16 protein-coding genes are annotated in these 15,031 nt (G+C 61.5%); 15 read left to right on the top strand and 1 reads right to left on the bottom strand.

Going from position 1 to position 15,031, the window contains the following annotated elements:
- Positions 1-347: 347 nt before the first annotated feature.
- The 13 genes from AC3B5Q_RS09365 to AC3B5Q_RS09305 all read left to right on the top strand — a co-directional run bounded on the left by AC3B5Q_RS09365 (position 348) and on the right by AC3B5Q_RS09305 (position 12,171).
- On the top strand, positions 348-683 hold the full coding sequence (locus AC3B5Q_RS09365; protein WP_488393015.1) for an integrative conjugative element protein, RAQPRD family: 336 nt from the start codon (positions 348-350) through the stop codon (positions 681-683).
- The gene (locus tag AC3B5Q_RS09360; RefSeq protein ID WP_488393014.1) at positions 670-909 is read left to right on the top strand and encodes a TIGR03758 family integrating conjugative element protein; all 240 of its coding nucleotides are present in this window, start codon (positions 670-672) and stop codon (positions 907-909) included. Before AC3B5Q_RS09365 ends, AC3B5Q_RS09360 begins: the two co-directional genes overlap by 14 nt.
- Before the next feature lie 15 nt (positions 910-924).
- Entirely contained in the window at positions 925-1,302 is a 378-nt protein-coding gene (locus AC3B5Q_RS09355; protein WP_488393013.1) for a TIGR03745 family integrating conjugative element membrane protein, read from the top strand.
- Between the two features lie 7 nt (positions 1,303-1,309).
- A complete protein-coding gene (locus AC3B5Q_RS09350; protein ID WP_488393012.1) occupies positions 1,310-1,711 on the top strand; it encodes a TIGR03750 family conjugal transfer protein in 402 nt (133 codons plus the stop codon).
- Positions 1,708-2,346 carry a PFL_4703 family integrating conjugative element protein gene (locus AC3B5Q_RS09345; protein ID WP_488393011.1) on the top strand — a complete coding sequence of 213 codons (639 nt, stop codon included), beginning with the start codon at positions 1,708-1,710 and terminating at the stop codon, positions 2,344-2,346. Before AC3B5Q_RS09350 ends, AC3B5Q_RS09345 begins: the two co-directional genes overlap by 4 nt.
- Positions 2,346-3,152, top strand: a complete 807-nt coding sequence (locus tag AC3B5Q_RS09340; protein ID WP_488393010.1) for a TIGR03749 family integrating conjugative element protein — start codon at positions 2,346-2,348, stop codon at positions 3,150-3,152. The genes AC3B5Q_RS09345 and AC3B5Q_RS09340 overlap by 1 nt, the downstream gene beginning before the upstream one ends.
- A complete protein-coding gene (locus AC3B5Q_RS09335) occupies positions 3,142-4,638 on the top strand; it encodes a TIGR03752 family integrating conjugative element protein (protein WP_488393009.1) in 1,497 nt (498 codons plus the stop codon). Before AC3B5Q_RS09340 ends, AC3B5Q_RS09335 begins: the two co-directional genes overlap by 11 nt.
- Positions 4,601-5,020, top strand: a complete 420-nt coding sequence (locus AC3B5Q_RS09330) for a TIGR03751 family conjugal transfer lipoprotein (RefSeq protein ID WP_488393008.1) — start codon at positions 4,601-4,603, stop codon at positions 5,018-5,020. Before AC3B5Q_RS09335 ends, AC3B5Q_RS09330 begins: the two co-directional genes overlap by 38 nt.
- Positions 5,020-7,761, top strand: a complete 2,742-nt coding sequence (locus tag AC3B5Q_RS09325) for a conjugative transfer ATPase (RefSeq protein ID WP_488393007.1) — start codon at positions 5,020-5,022, stop codon at positions 7,759-7,761. The genes AC3B5Q_RS09330 and AC3B5Q_RS09325 overlap by 1 nt, the downstream gene beginning before the upstream one ends.
- A gap of 293 nt (positions 7,762-8,054) precedes the next feature.
- Positions 8,055-8,966 carry a TIGR03756 family integrating conjugative element protein gene (locus AC3B5Q_RS09320; RefSeq protein ID WP_488393120.1) on the top strand — a complete coding sequence of 304 codons (912 nt, stop codon included), beginning with the start codon at positions 8,055-8,057 and terminating at the stop codon, positions 8,964-8,966.
- The gene (locus tag AC3B5Q_RS09315) at positions 8,963-10,318 is read left to right on the top strand and encodes an integrating conjugative element protein (protein WP_488393006.1); all 1,356 of its coding nucleotides are present in this window, start codon (positions 8,963-8,965) and stop codon (positions 10,316-10,318) included. The genes AC3B5Q_RS09320 and AC3B5Q_RS09315 overlap by 4 nt, the downstream gene beginning before the upstream one ends.
- A complete protein-coding gene (locus tag AC3B5Q_RS09310) occupies positions 10,315-10,620 on the top strand; it encodes a hypothetical protein (RefSeq protein ID WP_488393005.1) in 306 nt (101 codons plus the stop codon). Before AC3B5Q_RS09315 ends, AC3B5Q_RS09310 begins: the two co-directional genes overlap by 4 nt.
- Before the next feature lie 9 nt (positions 10,621-10,629).
- Positions 10,630-12,171, top strand: coding sequence for a conjugal transfer protein TraG N-terminal domain-containing protein (locus tag AC3B5Q_RS09305; RefSeq protein WP_488393004.1), 1,542 nt, complete (start codon positions 10,630-10,632; stop codon positions 12,169-12,171).
- On the opposite strand, the gene AC3B5Q_RS09300 is transcribed toward AC3B5Q_RS09305, so the two are convergent.
- On the bottom strand, positions 12,160-12,525 hold the full coding sequence (locus AC3B5Q_RS09300) for a hypothetical protein (RefSeq protein ID WP_488393003.1): 366 nt from the start codon (positions 12,523-12,525) through the stop codon (positions 12,160-12,162). The two genes, AC3B5Q_RS09305 and AC3B5Q_RS09300, sit on opposite strands and share 12 nt — an antisense overlap.
- A gap of 438 nt (positions 12,526-12,963) precedes the next feature.
- On the opposite strand from AC3B5Q_RS09300, the gene AC3B5Q_RS09295 reads away from it, so the two are divergent.
- Both AC3B5Q_RS09295 and AC3B5Q_RS09290 read left to right on the top strand, forming a co-directional pair.
- Positions 12,964-13,329, top strand: coding sequence for a DUF3085 domain-containing protein (locus tag AC3B5Q_RS09295; protein WP_488393002.1), 366 nt, complete (start codon positions 12,964-12,966; stop codon positions 13,327-13,329).
- A gap of 702 nt (positions 13,330-14,031) precedes the next feature.
- Entirely contained in the window at positions 14,032-14,970 is a 939-nt protein-coding gene (locus AC3B5Q_RS09290) for an ArdC family protein (RefSeq protein ID WP_051095761.1), read from the top strand.
- Positions 14,971-15,031 lie beyond the last annotated feature (61 nt).

Raw genomic sequence — 15,031 nt, 5'->3', positions numbered from 1 at the left:
GAGGATAAAAAATTTGCTTGGGCTCAATGGATTTTAAAAATGCGCACCACACTAAGTACTGTCCCTTGAGCCCACAGCCTTTACGCACCCGAGCATTAATATTTCAAACACACCGACCAATTCTTCACCTTAATCCAAAGTTAACCATTACCATCGGGCTACGAAATATTAAACTCTCCCTGCCCGCCTGTATTCCATCTCACTCTGCCAATGATTTCCACCGAGGTGAATCTGGTAAACCGCCGAATTTCACCTATCTAAATCGAACAGCCGTAAATCTCTTTATTTCATGCAAACACCTGCGTAACTCAATACAGTGAACGTGTGACTTTCGGCTGGATATCACCATGATGCCTTTTCCCTACGTTCTACTACTTGTCTATTTGGTAACGCTCGATGCTGCGGCTCAAGATGTTCGCGAGCGCTCTAACTTAGGCCTTGTCCAGCGGCAGATCACGTCAATCGAACAGTTGGCCGACCGAGCGCGTAGCAGCGCTACCGACGCTCATAAGGCTCGCTACCACTTCGACTACCTGAGGTTCGCTGCGGACATAGCGCGTGTGCGCCAAGGCATTGATAAGTACCTTTCACCCTCCCGTGCGCAACCGGCCGACCAGGCTGAGCTGACCGGTGACTATCGCACTGAGGCGCCTCATTCGAGCCCATCCAATGAGCATGACTGACGCTCAATTGAGTGCATTTTCCGTTGTTGCCGGATTTACCCCGCAGCTCAGTTCGGTGCTGTGGCGCTCATCGGTTCTGGTACTGGCATTGCTCTGGTGCGCCTGGGCGCTGTGGACCGGCTACCGCGGCTGGGCAGCCGGGAACACCAGTTTCGGGACGCTCGGCGGCAGCACGTTGCGCCTGGCTCTCGCCTTGATCGTGCTGATGTTTTTCATGCTGTCGTAACCAGGAGACCTTACCATGAACCTCTCCCATCGTTGCCACTGTCCCCTCATTCTGCTGCGGGAAATCTGCTTGAACACCCTACTCGGCGCCTTAGTGCTGCTGAGTTCAACGCTGGCGTGGGCCGATCTGCCAACCATGGAAGCCCCCTCACGCGGGGAAGGTGCGGGCCTGATCGACACCATCAAGAACTATGCCTACGACGGCGGCATCCTACTCGGGCTACTGATCGCGACTCTCGCTTTCCTGGGTGTGGCCTGGCACTCGCTCACCGTCTATGCCGACGTGCAGAACCAGCGCAAGACCTGGAAGGATCTCGGCGCGGTGGTCGGTGTCGGTGCGCTGTTGGTCGTGGTGATCCTGTGGTTCCTGACCAAAGCCGCCACAATCCTGTGAGGTCGCCATGTCCGACGCCCCTGCCACCCTCCCCGACGGCACCCTCACCTTCCTGCCGGAACGCCTCAACCGTGACCCGGCAGTCCTGCGTGGTCTAACCAACGACGAGATGTGGGTCGCCCTGGTGGTCGGAGCCTCGCTGGGCCTGATTCTGGGCGGGCCGCTAGCGGTGGCCACTTCGTCCATCGCCACCCTCCCCACCTGCATGTTCCTGTGCATGGCGTTGGTATTGCTCGGCGGCGGCAAGCTGCTGCGACGGGCCAAGCGCGCACGTCCGGAAACCTGGCTGTACCGACGCCTGCAGTGGCACCTGGCGGTGCACTGGGGCATCGGTAGCCACCAACTGATCTTGCATTCGGGTCCTTGGACCGTTCGGCGTATGCGTCGGCCTGTGAGGACCACCTCATGAGCCGCTTCCGCAACAAAGTGGATGCACAGCAGGCGCATATCCTCAGCCTGCGTCTGGCCGTGGCGACCTTGGCGCTGCTGTGCAGTGGGCTCTGGTATGGCTGGCAGTCCGCACCCTCCGAACTGACCATTCATGTGCCACCCGACCTGCGCTCCGGCAGCACACGCAAGTGGTGGGACGTGCCCCCCGAAAACATATATGCCTTCGCGCTGTACATTTTCGGCCAGCTCAACCGTTGGCCCACCGATGGTGAGGTCGACTATCACCGCGCCATCTTTGCCCTCCAGCCCTACCTGACTCCTGCGTGCAAGACCTTCTTCGACGGCGACTTCGAGTACCGCAAGGCCGCCGGCGAACTGCGCGGCCGCGTGCGCGGCGTGTACGAGGTGCTGGGCCGCGGCTACAGCGACGATCCCGGCCTGCGCGTGAAGCAGCTGGATAAGCACAGCTGGCTGGTCAAGCTCGACCTCAATGCCGATGAGTACTACGCCGCCGAGCCGGTGAAGCGCGTGGTGGTGCGCTACCCGCTGCGCGTAGTGCGCTTCGACGTCGATCCCGAGCACAACAAGTGGGGCCTGGCCCTGGACTGCTACGAAGGCACACCGCAGAAGCTGACACTGCCGGGAGGTGCGTGATGATGCGTGTCTTAATCCTGATTCTGGTCTTGGTCACCGGCTGGTGTTCAGCCGTAGCTGCCGTCGAGGTCAAGTACTGGGACCGCCTGCCGCTGGCCGTGCCGCTGACGGTGGGCCAGGAACGTATCCTGATGCTGGATGAGGATGTCCGCGTCGGGCTGCCCAGCGCGATCACCAACAAGCTGCGCGTGCAGTCGGTCGGCGGAACGGTGTACCTGCGTGCGTCGGAAGCCATCCCCCCTACTCGACTGCAGCTGCAGTCGGTGAAGTCAGGGGACATCATCCTGGTCGACATCGAAGCACTCGAAGGTAGCGAGTCGCTTGAGCCGGTCAAGGTCGTTGCCCAGGCTCAGGCGCCGGACGTGGAAACCGCGAAGGACGCCACGCCTGCAGCGACGCCGGTACCGGTTGTGCTGACTCGCTATGCGGCGCAGAACCTGTATGCGCCGCTGCGCGCCGTGGCGCCATTGCCCGGTGTGCGCCGGGTACCGCTGGGCGAGTCTGGTGCGTTCAGCACGCTCTTGCCTACCGAACGCGTGGCCATCAAGGGGCTCGCAGCCTGGCGGTTGGGTGTTTTTTGGATTACGGCGGTGAAGATCGTCAACCGTGGGCCGACAAAGATCACGCTGGACCCGCGTCACCTGCAGGCCACATTATACGCCGCCACCTTCCAGCACGAGTACCTGGGGCACGCTGGTACACCTGAAGACACCACCGTGGCGTACCTCGTCACCCGCGGCGGCGACCTGAAGCACGCGCTGCTGCTACCACCTCCAGCACCGGAGGCCGCCGATCATGAAAGCTAACGGCTTGCTGAAATGGCTGGTACCTGGCGTTCTGCTGGGGATCGTGCTGATCATCGGCAAATCCTGGGTGGCGGCGCCGGACGCTCAACCTGCCCCTGATCCAGAGAACCCCACTCTCAGCCGGGAGCAGGCCAAGGCCCTCGGTATCGCCGGCGACACGCCGCGCGACACCGTGGCCACGTTGATCGGCCAGGTCAAGGCGATGCGCAGCGAGATGCTGTCGCTGAAGAAAGGCAACGAGACGCTGCAAACCGAGAACAATCGGCTGCGCACGCGCGAAGGCAATATCGACACTCGCATTCAGAGCAAGTTGAGCAGTGTCACCCAGCAAGTCGCCGAGCAACGCCAACAGGCCAACGATGCCCGGCAGAAGGCCGAGCAGCAGCACCGCGAGACCCAGGGTTTGCTGTCCAGGCTCAAGGACCAGCTCACCACGAAGTCCGACGTGCCGGTGGGCTTCGGTCTCGAGCCGGGTGACGAACAACAATTCTCCGGGGCCCAACCGCCGGCGGATGCGGTGCAGTGGATCGAACCGTCCAATGCACGCCCCAGCCAGGAAGTGGCCAGCAAGGCCGAGGGTCCATTGTCGGCGCTGACGTCGAGGTTCAAGGATCTGCACGGTCTGGACAACAACGCGATCGACCGCGGCCAAGACCAGCTACGTGCCATGACCAAAGGCGAGCGCGACCTGGGAAACACTCAGGATCGGGCCGAGGGTGCCAAGCCGGTCTACACAATCCCCGAAAACTCGACCCTGATGGGCTCGATCGCCATGACCGCCCTGATTGGCCGCGTGCCGGTGGACGGCACGGTGAACGATCCCTACCCGTTCAAGGTGCTGGTGGGACCGGACAACCTTACCGCCAACGGCATCGACCTGCCGAACGTGATCGGTGCGGTCATGAGCGGTACTGCGGCCGGTGACTGGACCTTGTCCTGCGTGCGTGGCCAGGTCGAGTCGATCACCTTTGTCTTCAGCGACGGTACTGTCCGCACAGTGCCGCAGCCGCAGAAGGTGGTCAGCCGCAACCGCAGCAGCACCCAGACCTCAGACACCGAAAAGATCCGCGGAGGCCTGGGCTACATCTCCGACCCTTACGGCATCCCCTGCATCGCCGGCGAGCGACGCTCCAACGCCCAGCAGTACTTGGGCAGCCAGAGCCTGATCACTGCAGCCGGCGCCGGCTTCGCTGCAGCGCTGGGTAGCGAGCAGAACAACACCTCGTTCATCAGCTCGGCCAGCGGCAACCTGGGGCTGTCGCAGAACAGCGGCAACAGCGCGCTGAACTCAGTCATCAGCGGTGGCATTGGCGATATCCGTGAGTGGGTCAACAAGCTCTACGGCGAGGCCTTCGCCGCCATCTACGTTCCACCGGGGGCCAGGGTGGCCCTGCACCTGGATCACGAAATCAGCATCGACTACGAACCTAAAGGCCGGAGAGTGAACCATGAAAGCCCATCCGTTTCGGTACTGGATCTGGATTAGCCTGCTGCTTTGCCTGCACCTGGCGGGCTGCACCACCAGCAAGGACGACATGCTGCCCCACGGCGGCCAAACCATGCTGGATATCTGGAACAGCGATGGCACGGTGGGCACGCAGCAGCAGTTGCAGCAAGCACGCAGCGAACTGCGCCGGCCGGTGCTCGACCCCGAGCGCCTGATCAAAGACCAGAGCGCCTACACCCGCACGGCGGCTAATGAGATCCGCGCCCAATTCCCGCGACTGCCCAACCCGGACCTGGTGATGTACGTGTACCCGCACCTGGCCGGCACCCAGCAGGCGCCAGTGCCCGGCTACTCAACCGTGTTCCCACTGTACGAGAAGGTCCAGTACGCGCTGCCCGGTGAACGCCTGGACGATCTGTGATGGACGATGACGCAGATCGCGCCCCGCCGCACTGGCAGCCCTGGCGCGCGGTACAGCGCCGGCGCGCAACGCGCGCGGATGAGGCCGCCCAATATGCGCACAACCCCAGCTTCACCGACCACTTGCCCTGGGTCGAATACCTCGAGGAAGACCAGTGCTTTCTGCTCGACGACAACCGCTCGGTCGGCGCCGTGTTCGAGTTGCAGCCGATCGGGACCGAAGGCCGTGAGCCCGAATGGTTGATGGCGGCGCGCGATGCGCTGGAAGATGCGCTGCAGGACAGCTTCGACGAGCTCGACCAGGCGCCTTGGGTCGTGCAGTTTTTCTGCCAGGACGACAATGATTTTTCCCCTTATCTGGAACGCCTGGAGCAGTACGTCGCGCCGCGGGCAATAGGTAGGCCGTTCACCCAAGCTTTCCTCGCGTTGATGCAGCGTCACCTCGACGCCATCGCCAAGCCAGGCGGCTTGTTTGATGACCATGTTGTCTCGCATCTGCCTTGGCGCGGCAGCAATCGGCGGATTCGGCTGGTTGTCTATCGCTGGCTCGGCGACCAGCCCGACGACGACGGGCAGAGCCCGGTTCAGTTGTTGGGGAGGACCTGTGACCGCCTGGTGGCCTCGTTGCAGGCCTGCGGAGTCAATCCCCGCCGGCTTAACGGAAATGACTTCTACGCCTGGTTGCTGCCCTGGTTCAACCCAGCCCCGACCCTCACTGGCGAATCACCGGCGGCATTCTATAGACGTGTGCTCTACCCTGAGTCAGATGACGGCGATGGCCTGTCGCTGCCGTTCGACCACGACTTTGCCGAGCGACTGTTTTTCCATGAGCCTCGCTCGGACAGCGAGCAGGGGCTGTGGTACTTCGATCACCAGCCACACGCCGTGATGGTGGTCGACAAACTACGCAAGCCACCGCATATCGGCCAGTTGACCGGCGAGACCCGCAAAGGCGAGGCGCTCAACGCGTTGTTTGACCAATTGCCGGAGCAGGCCATCATGAGCCTGACCTTGGTGATCACGCCCCAAGATGTGCTCGAGGAGCAGCTCAATCGCCTGGCGCGCAAAGCCATTGGCGAGAACCTGGCCTCGACTCAGACCCGCCAGGACGTGGAAGAGGCCCGCGCGTTGATCGGCCGCCAGCACAAGCTATACCGCGGCACCTTGGCGCTGTACCTGCGTGGCACCGATGAATCGCAACTGCGCCAGCGCTCCATCCAGGCGGCCAATGTGCTGCTCGGCGCCGGCCTGCAGCCGGTACGCGAGGGTGATGAAGTCGCCGCGTGCAACAGCTACCTGCGCTGGCTGCCGATGGTCTACAACCCCGCCCGCGATACGCGCAACTGGTACACCCGATTGTTGTTTGCCCAGCATGTCGCCAACCTGCTGCCCCTGTGGGGACGCACCATCGGTACCGGTAACCCGGGCATCACCTTTTTCAATCGTGGTGGTGCGCCCCTGTCGTTCGATCCACTGTCACGCTTTGACCGCTCCATGAATGGCCACCTGCTGTTGTTCGGCCCAACTGGCGCCGGCAAGTCGGCCACCCTGGTCTCGATCCTGATGCAGGTCATGGCCGTGTACCGACCCCGGCTGTTTATCGTCGAAGCCGGCAATTCCTTCGGCCTGCAGGGCGACTACTTCGCTACCCTCGGGCTGAGCGTCAACAAGGTCCAGCTCAAACCGGACAGCGGCTTGAGCCTGGCGCCTTTCGCCGATGCTCGGCGGCTAATCGAACACCCCGACCAGGTCGCCAGCCTGTCGACCGAGGATCTGGATGAGATTGCGTCAGACAGTGACGAGCAACGCGACGTGCTGGGCGAGCTGGAGATCACCGCCCGCCTGATGATCACCGGCGGCGAAGCCAAGGAAGAAGCGCGACTCACCCGGGCAGACCGCAGCCTGATCCGCGAGTGCATCCTCGACGCGGCCAGGCACTGTGCGGCCACCGGCCAGCAGGTCATGACGCGCCATGTCCGCGATGCGCTTCGAACAGTGGCCAGCGATGCCTACCTACCCGACAAGCGTCGCGAGCGGGCCCAGGAAATGGCCGAGTCCATCGACCTGTTCTGCCAGGGCTTCGAGGGTGCGCTGTTTGACCGACCAGGTACACCCTGGCCGGAGAGCGATGTCACGATCGTCGACTTGGCCACCTATGCCCGTGAGGGCTATGAAGCGCAGCTGTCGATCAGCTACATCAGCCTGATGAACACGGTGAACAACCTCGCCGAGCGCGACCAGTACCTCGGTCGCCCGATCATCATGATCACCGACGAAGGCCACATCATCACCAAGAATCCGCTGCTGGCGCCCTTTGTGGTCAAGGGCACCAAGATGTGGCGCAAGCTCGGTGCCTGGTTCTGGTTGGCAACGCAGAATCTGGCCGACTTCCCCGACGCTGCGCAGACCATGCTCAACATGATCGAGTGGTGGATCTGCCTGAACATGCCGCCAGCGGAGATCGAAGAGATCGCGCGCTTCAAGAAACTCACGCCGGCACAAAAGACCCTGCTGCTGTCGGCGAGCAAGGCCTCGGGCAAGTACACCGAGGGCGTGGTCTTGTCGAAGCAGCTGGAGACGCTGTTTCGCGCGGTACCGCCGAGTCTGTACCTCGCCCTGGCCATGACTGAACCCGAGGAAAAAGCCCAGCGCTGGCGGCTGATGGAAGCGCATCAGCAGTCCGAGCTGGACGCCGCCCTGCAGGTCGCCGCGGAGATCGATCGCCTGCGCGGCATGTCGTGAACACCTCAGTACCAGCGTAATTCGAAGCCCTTTCCCTCTATGAAAATCGACAGGAGTACATTTGTACTCCATTGATGTTTTCGCACTATTCGCAGCCTTCAGTTGAGCGACGGACGAAACCGATCACCCCGGCCTCGGTTTGTTCGTCTCGCTCTTTTGCCTGATCCGGGATGCTGCAGCTTGGCGCATGGATGCACACCGCTGCCACCTGCCGAGCGCTGCCCATGAACGTGACCGTCACGCCCCCATGCAGAGCACCACAGCCCAAGAAGACTGATCGTGTCCGTGCGTTCATGGCGATCGTTTTGTTCATGGCTACCGAGCAGTGTCTGGCGCTGACCACCCCCGCCATCATTGCCTCCGTCACGTCGCTGCAGTGTCTGGAGTACCGAATCGTCGGGATCTGCTACTGGTTGCTCTGCACGCCGTTCGGCTGCTCGGTGAGGACCTCGCCCAAAGTCCGGCATTTCATCCCCGAGTTGGTGGTATCGAGCTATTCCGACACCGGCGGTAATCCCTGGGACGAGATGTCCGCATTGTCGGTGCCGACGCCCGCGTCGCAAGGCGGCGGCAACCTGATCACGCCTTCGCCACAGCGCAACAACCTGCCCCGTTTCAAGAATGTCGACGGCATCGGGCATCCCGGCGGCGCTGCGTTGACTGTCCTGGCTCACAGCTTCGGCTATGCGTGTCCGAGCGGGGCGGTGCCCCTGGCGCCCTACTACCTCAGCACGCTCGATCCGCTGGCCTGGCGCCACGCCATCCCCGAGTCCGTCTATCCGCAGGCACTTATACCGGGCATGCGCGAGATTGGCAGCCAGGCCCTCGGCAACATGTGGGGCAGCGTCTACCCACGGCAGGGTTTTCTGGTACAGCCCGACGACTTCAAAGCCTCCGCCGTGATGGCGCAGCGCGCCAGTGATTTCATCACGCGCGTCGGCCAACCGCATGTCTATCTGCCGCTGCAGCCAACGCCCTCGCCGGGCTATTGGCCGCCGCAGCCGGTGATGGAGAACAACGTCAACAACCACCGCTGGCAGTTGCTCGCACCAGTGATTCAGAGCACCTGCGCCATCTTCCCCAGCCCGACGATCCAGAGTGCCGAGGGCGCCTATGCCTGGACGCTGTGGCGACCCTACCGCTGCTGCCAGCGCATGGGGCAGACCTTCCTGTTCAGCATCGACTTTGACGGCGGCGAGTCATGAACGCCCTCTCGTTCGGACTGGCATGCTTCCTCGTGTGCGCCGCAGGCCATGCCGCCGAGAACGGCTACCACCTTGGGGATCAGGCCCAGGTGTTGGACGACCGCGTGATGTACACCATCGGCGGCGGATCGGCGGCGGGTGCGCCCTCCTCGCTCTACCGCCCCAGCGGGCTCGGCGTGGGCCTGTCCTGGCGCGCGAACATGATGTGCGGAAACATGAACCTCTCCAATACCCTGCAGAACCAGCTCAACGGTGCCACTCAAGGCTTCCAGCAGATCATGGGCAACGTCATCCAAAACGCCACCCAGGCGGTGATGTCCTTGCCGGCGATGATCATCCAGCGCGCCAACCCCGGGCTGTATGAGCTGCTGAGCAACGGCGTGCTGCAGGGGCGCATTGACTTTGATCGCTCAAAGCTCACCTGCCAGGCGATGGCGGCCAGAATGGCGGACAAGGTGGACCAAGCCGGTTGGGGGGCGCTGGCACAGAACCAGGAAATGCAGCGCAATCTGGAGCAGTCCGACGGGGATGCCATGGTGGCGGTGAAAAACACCGAATCGAACAATGGTAACAACGGTGTCAGCTGGGTCGGCGGACAGAAAGCCGGTGGCCATGGCCAGGCACCCATTCGGGTGACCTCGGACGTGGTCAAGGCGGGCTATAACCTGCTGCACAACCGCTCGGTCGAGGACACATCAGCCATCGGCTTGGGATGCCAGACTGGCGCGATCTGCCAAGCCTGGCCGACTCCCGAGGAGGCTTCCGAATGGGCCACTCGGGTGCTCGGAGAAACCGAGGTGGAGACCTGTGATGACTGCGAGACGTTGCGCGTCAGCGCGGGTACAGGCCTCACGCCGCTGATCCAGGAAACCTACACGCAGCACCTTGAAGGCCTACAGCGCATGCTGTCGGGCGCTGAGCAGCCTACACCGGAAAACCTTGGCAAAGTCTCCAGCCCTTTGCTGCCCGTTTCGCGCGGGGTCATCGAGGGCCTGCGCGACGATCCTGACCAGAACCTGCTGGCCCGGCGCTTGGCCAGTGAGACCGCGCTGTCGAGTGTGATCTACAAGGCAATGCTGCTGCAGCGTACATTGCTGGCCGGCAGCCGTGAGCCCAATGTGGCATCGGCGCAGCCCGCCACCACCGCCCTCGACAGCAATGGCGAAACGCTGGAGCGCGAGATCCGCCTGCTGCAAACGGAACTGCAGGTACGCCAGTTGCTGGCCACCAACACCGCCAGCTTGGTCCTTGATCGCCACGCCGGCGGCGCCGACGCCTCGCGTAGCATCGATCAGCGCGACCCGCAGCCGGACCGCCTGCGCCGGGCTGAACAAGAGAGGGGCACACCATGATGCCGTTTTCTTTGAGGACCACGGTCATCCAGGTCCTGCTGATCTTCGGCGCCATTGTGGCCATGTTGCTGATTGCCTGGATGGCGCTGCACCTGACTGACGCCCAGCTTGATGGGTTCGAACCAGCCCGGCTGACGTCACCCTATTTCGCCTACTGGCGCGCCCTGCTGTACACCCTGATCTTCGCCGGTTGGACCGCAGTGCTGCGCTTGCGGCCAGCGCCCGAGGAGCAGCAACGACTCATGCGCCTTGGACTGATTGGCTTCGGCTCAATCATCCTGGTCGAACTGTCGCGCGTGTGAGGTGCAGTCATGAACATGAGCACCAACAGCTACCTTGAGTACTACCTGTCGCTGCTGGCCTGGATCATCAACAATGGCATCTGGAACACGTTGGCAGATACAGGGCTGTTCGCTGCGCCGTTTGGCGCAATCATCCTGCAAGAATGGCTGTCGGCCCGCCAACAGGGTGCCGACGAGGGTAACAAGGGCTTGCTGTCGATTCCACGCGTCGAGAACCGGTTGTGGATGAGCTACGTGGTCATCCTGTTTGGCTGCATGCCGTTTTTCCCGTTGAACCTGTCCTCGGTGACCTTTGACGATGCGGCGAGCCAACGCTGCGGGGTGTCGATGGCCAAGCCCACCGACACGGCCTGGGGCACGACGTTCAACACCATCGGCGAGAAGTCAGCGAATGTGCCGGTGTGGTGGTTCCTTGTTCATGCCATGAGCAAAGGCATCACGGCCGCGGCCACCGCGTCGATTCCGTGCGCCCCTGACATCCGTGCGATGCGCATGGAGATCGACAGCTCGCGGATCAACGACCAGGTGCTGCTACAGGAAGTCGCCGACTTCACCCGCGACTGCTACGGCTTTTCGCGCTCGCGGCTGTTTACCAATCGCCCCGAGCTGGACGAATCGCAGAGCTACGATGCGTCCTGGATCGGCTCTTCGTACTTGCTCGACACGCCGGGTTACTACGACACGGATCGCTCGCGCACACCCAGAATCGATTGGCCGTACGACGAGACGCGAGATACCTCGTTGCCCCGGTTGGAAAACGGCGCGGGCTTCCCTACCTGCAAGCAATGGTGGAGCGATGACACAGTCGGGTTGCGTGATCGCCTGGTTGCCGAGGTTGATCCAAGTCTCCTCACGCAGTTGCGCGACTGGCTGACAGGACGGACCTCCACCGAGATCGAAGACGCCACCCTGCGTGAACTGGTGAGCCCGCGGCAGCAGTCGTTGAGCATGGCGCCTGGTCAGGTGTTCCAGGACTACGGCAGCAGTGCCCGAGGCGGCTCGTTGACGCAAGGGCTCAATAACCTCGCCACCAACACCGGCCTGGCCCTGGGTTCATTCAGCAATTTCCCGGCGATGAATGCACTGCGCGCTGCATTGCCGATGGTTCAGGCTTTTTTAATCATGGGCACGATCATCAGCCTGCCACTGGTGCTGCTGATCAGCACCTACCAGCTCAAGGCGCTGATGACGATCACCTTCGCGCTGTTCACCCTGCACATGCTGACGTTCTGGTGGGAACTCGCCCGATGGATCGACTCGAGTATGCTGGACACGCTGTACCACCAAGTCTCAGCCACGGATCAGACACTGTTGTCATTACCTACTGCAGGGTTCATGGATGGGACAGTCACCGCGCAGGTGATTGAGTACGTAATGGGTGCGATGTTCATTGTCTTGCCGGCATTGTTCGTCGGCGCAATGAGTTGGGCAGGGTACTCCGTGGGGAACGGAATACAGAGCATGCTGGCAAATGGCGGTAGGGCTGCGAGCGACGCCGCAAGCAAAGGCACAGCCCAACTGACCAATGCCGGAAAGAAATCAATCAGATGATTTGCAGTCACCTATGTAATGACCGTTACTATCGTAATCGCCAATATAGAGATCCGCGCCCAAATAGTCTGGGGTTGGTTCTTCTCGACTCGCCACAGGTTCGACGCCCCCCCACCAGCTGCGTATTACAGCAACTGCCAGATTGGTGATGATCAGCAAAGCGAAAGCGGTAGCTACAGCAATAAGACCAAATAAGCAAAGTAGCTTGCCGGCCACCGTCTCCAAAACTTTTCTACGGGGGCTTTTTGCCAGCCTCTCAGAGCTAGTCACCTTGAGGATTAAATTCCGCCAAGCTGTGCCTAGACTAGATCCCAGACGACCCGAAGATGAATGAGAACGGATATGGCAATTCATATTGCACCTCCACCGGCGTATAGCTCGTTGGATCCAAGACTCAAGTCTACTCCTTTCACACCTGCGAGCAGTACCGCTCATCATTTGGGACCAGACTAAAACAGCATCATGGAACGATGTGGACGCGAAGCCTGATTATGCATCTGACTTACCGTTGACCGCGGCCTACCCGCTTGCTATTTAGGAAGTGCAATCGCTGGTTTTCCAGCATCCCAGGTAGCCTTAAACTTCAAGGCTACGTCCCTCCGGTGATGGTTATCCCCAAATGCGATTCGCGTTCGGCAGCTCGCATGGTTACCGCTCCCACGGTGATGAACGCTCTCTAATCCTCTGGCTCACCGAGCCTACGTCTTTGACTCGACCTTACTCAATCCATTCCAGTGCTGGGAATTTCCCCGCACGGGTGGCATTCCTCCGCACCCTCTGGAGGATCTCACCATGCTGCGTTTCACAGGCACTGAACTTCATGCCGTGTTGGCCGAGGCCGGTATCAATGGCTGCCGGGTCATTTTGGTCAAGGACCACGGTGTCTACCTCATGTCGGAGGTCGGCGAGAACAAACCGGATGGGGACGGCCGCAAACGCGTGGCCTACGCCACCGGCTGCAACCCTGACGTCGACGACTTCGATTCCTGGTGGAATCGCGCTCGAGACGAATTTGGTGGCGATGATTTCGCCGAGTACTTCGACATCGATGATCCTGTCCTGGCCAGTCTTCGCGGGACAGCGGGATCACTGGTGGTTGAAGCCACATCCACCCACGTGTACTTGGCCGCCGAGGTTAACCCTGAGAGAAAATCTTGAAGGCTGCTGCAGGCTTTACCCGCGTCCAGAAGCCCCTCGCAACGGGGCCTTTTTTGGACGTATTTCGCACCACATTGCGGAGGATTGAAGAGTGCCGTTGGTCAGGCATTTGAGGTCGATTTTCCTCCTTGGAACGCTCTGGACAGACGCACCCATTGGGTTGCGGATTGGAGATTGACCTCCCCTCCGAGGGCGTTTTAATACATGCACGCTCCCTGCTCGCTGCGTAGCGAGCAGATCCACGCTGGCGCCCTGCTGCGGGATCGCGGAATCCGCTGCCCGGAGGTTCCAATGTCCAGGATCACCCCCTTCTCCACCGCCGTGGTACTGAGCCCAGGCGTATGGCGACAGTTCGTTGGAGCCGCCACAGACAACGACTCCGCCAGGCAATCAGCACAGCGCTTGACGGCCCTGCTCGACAGCGTCCTGACCTCAGCACCCCGTACTGTGCAGTGCCCGGTCGAGCTGAAGTGCCACTCCCCGCAGCGCGGAAACACATCACCTGCGTCCGTCCCACCACGGTTACAGCTGGCTCGCATCACACCACGCAGCGGCCCGGCTTTCCTATTCATCCGGCTGGCCGATGAGATCACGGTAGACATCGCCGCTCTCTGACCCCTCCAGCCCATCCACTGCCCCTTTCACCCCAACCGGGAACACTTCCCGGTCGGGCGGCGTTCCCCCTTCACAACGGAGAACGTCATGTCCGATATCTACCTGGACGTCACCAACAAGGTCGTCAGCGCCCTGAATCAAGGTGTGATCCCTTGGATCAAACCCTGGACCACCACAGGCTTGCATGCTGACTCGCCTTTTCCCATCAACGCCATCACTCGGCGCCCTTACGCTGGCATCAACATTCCGCTGTTGTGGGCCGAGGCCCGTCTGCGCGGTTTCCGCGAGGATCGTTGGCTCACCTTCAACCAGGCGCGCAAGGCCGGTGGCCATGTACGCAAGGGCGAGCAATCGACCCTCGCGGTGCTGTACAAACCCATGAGCAAGGAAGCGCACGACGAGGACGGTCAGGTCGTTCGTGATGAGCAAGGCAACATCAAGATGGTGCAGTTCGCGCTTCTACGGACGCATTGCCTGTTCAACATCGAGCAGACCGAGGACTTGCCTGACGAAGAGCCAAGTGGCGACGAAAACGACGGACAAGCGGCCTTCATCGATCATGCCCCCGCCGAGCAACTGCTGGTCGCCAGTGGAGCCCGAATCGAGCATCGCTATGGCGATGACGCCTTTTATCAGCCAGTGCGTGATCTCATCCAGTTGCCCACCAAGGCTCAGTTCGAGGACGTCGGCAGCTACTATGCGACGGCTCTGCATGAACTGACACACTGGTCGGGTCACCGTTCGCGTCTGAACCGCGAAGGCATCACTGGCGGACACGCGTTCGGATCCGCAGCGTACGCATTCGAGGAGTTGGTTGCGGAGATGGGCGCTGCATTTCTCTGCGCGCTGACCGGCACCCAGGGTGAGCTGCGTCACGAGGAGTACCTGGCCTCCTGGCTGAAAATCCTCAAGGAAGACAAGCGGGCGATTTTCCGCGCCAGCGGCCAGGCCCGTGAGGCGTCCGAATACCTGCTGGCGCTACAGTCCGATCAGGCCACTGAAACGACTGAACGACTAACAGCGTGACACTTTCAGCAAAAAGGCCCCATGATCGGGGCCTTTATTTTGCCCGTTGTCGGGCATCCGC

The sequence above is a fragment of the Pseudomonas sp. D5(2026) genome (genome assembly GCF_057766845.1).
Note: the sequence above shows the minus strand (reverse complement) of the source record. Positions and strands in the feature narration are given on the sequence as shown.

What these genes read in the sequence shown, in the direction of transcription:
- AC3B5Q_RS09320 (WP_488393120.1), top strand. Translation starts at nt 8,055, where the DNA reads ATGGCGATCGTTTTGTTCATGGCTACCGAGCAGTGTCTGGCGCTGACC.
- AC3B5Q_RS09355 (WP_488393013.1), top strand. Translation starts at nt 925, where the DNA reads ATGAACCTCTCCCATCGTTGCCACTGTCCCCTCATTCTGCTGCGGGAA.
- AC3B5Q_RS09310 (WP_488393005.1), top strand. Translation starts at nt 10,315, where the DNA reads ATGATGCCGTTTTCTTTGAGGACCACGGTCATCCAGGTCCTGCTGATC.
- AC3B5Q_RS09365 (WP_488393015.1), top strand. Translation starts at nt 348, where the DNA reads ATGATGCCTTTTCCCTACGTTCTACTACTTGTCTATTTGGTAACGCTC.
- AC3B5Q_RS09330 (WP_488393008.1), top strand. Translation starts at nt 4,601, where the DNA reads ATGAAAGCCCATCCGTTTCGGTACTGGATCTGGATTAGCCTGCTGCTT.
- AC3B5Q_RS09305 (WP_488393004.1), top strand. Translation starts at nt 10,630, where the DNA reads ATGAACATGAGCACCAACAGCTACCTTGAGTACTACCTGTCGCTGCTG.
- AC3B5Q_RS09295 (WP_488393002.1), top strand. Translation starts at nt 12,964, where the DNA reads ATGCTGCGTTTCACAGGCACTGAACTTCATGCCGTGTTGGCCGAGGCC.
- AC3B5Q_RS09300 (WP_488393003.1), bottom strand. Translation starts at nt 12,525, where the DNA reads ATGAATTGCCATATCCGTTCTCATTCATCTTCGGGTCGTCTGGGATCT.
- AC3B5Q_RS09345 (WP_488393011.1), top strand. Translation starts at nt 1,708, where the DNA reads ATGAGCCGCTTCCGCAACAAAGTGGATGCACAGCAGGCGCATATCCTC.
- AC3B5Q_RS09290 (WP_051095761.1), top strand. Translation starts at nt 14,032, where the DNA reads ATGTCCGATATCTACCTGGACGTCACCAACAAGGTCGTCAGCGCCCTG.
- AC3B5Q_RS09350 (WP_488393012.1), top strand. Translation starts at nt 1,310, where the DNA reads ATGTCCGACGCCCCTGCCACCCTCCCCGACGGCACCCTCACCTTCCTG.
- AC3B5Q_RS09335 (WP_488393009.1), top strand. Translation starts at nt 3,142, where the DNA reads ATGAAAGCTAACGGCTTGCTGAAATGGCTGGTACCTGGCGTTCTGCTG.
- AC3B5Q_RS09325 (WP_488393007.1), top strand. Translation starts at nt 5,020, where the DNA reads ATGGACGATGACGCAGATCGCGCCCCGCCGCACTGGCAGCCCTGGCGC.
- AC3B5Q_RS09315 (WP_488393006.1), top strand. Translation starts at nt 8,963, where the DNA reads ATGAACGCCCTCTCGTTCGGACTGGCATGCTTCCTCGTGTGCGCCGCA.
- AC3B5Q_RS09360 (WP_488393014.1), top strand. Translation starts at nt 670, where the DNA reads ATGAGCATGACTGACGCTCAATTGAGTGCATTTTCCGTTGTTGCCGGA.
- AC3B5Q_RS09340 (WP_488393010.1), top strand. Translation starts at nt 2,346, where the DNA reads ATGATGCGTGTCTTAATCCTGATTCTGGTCTTGGTCACCGGCTGGTGT.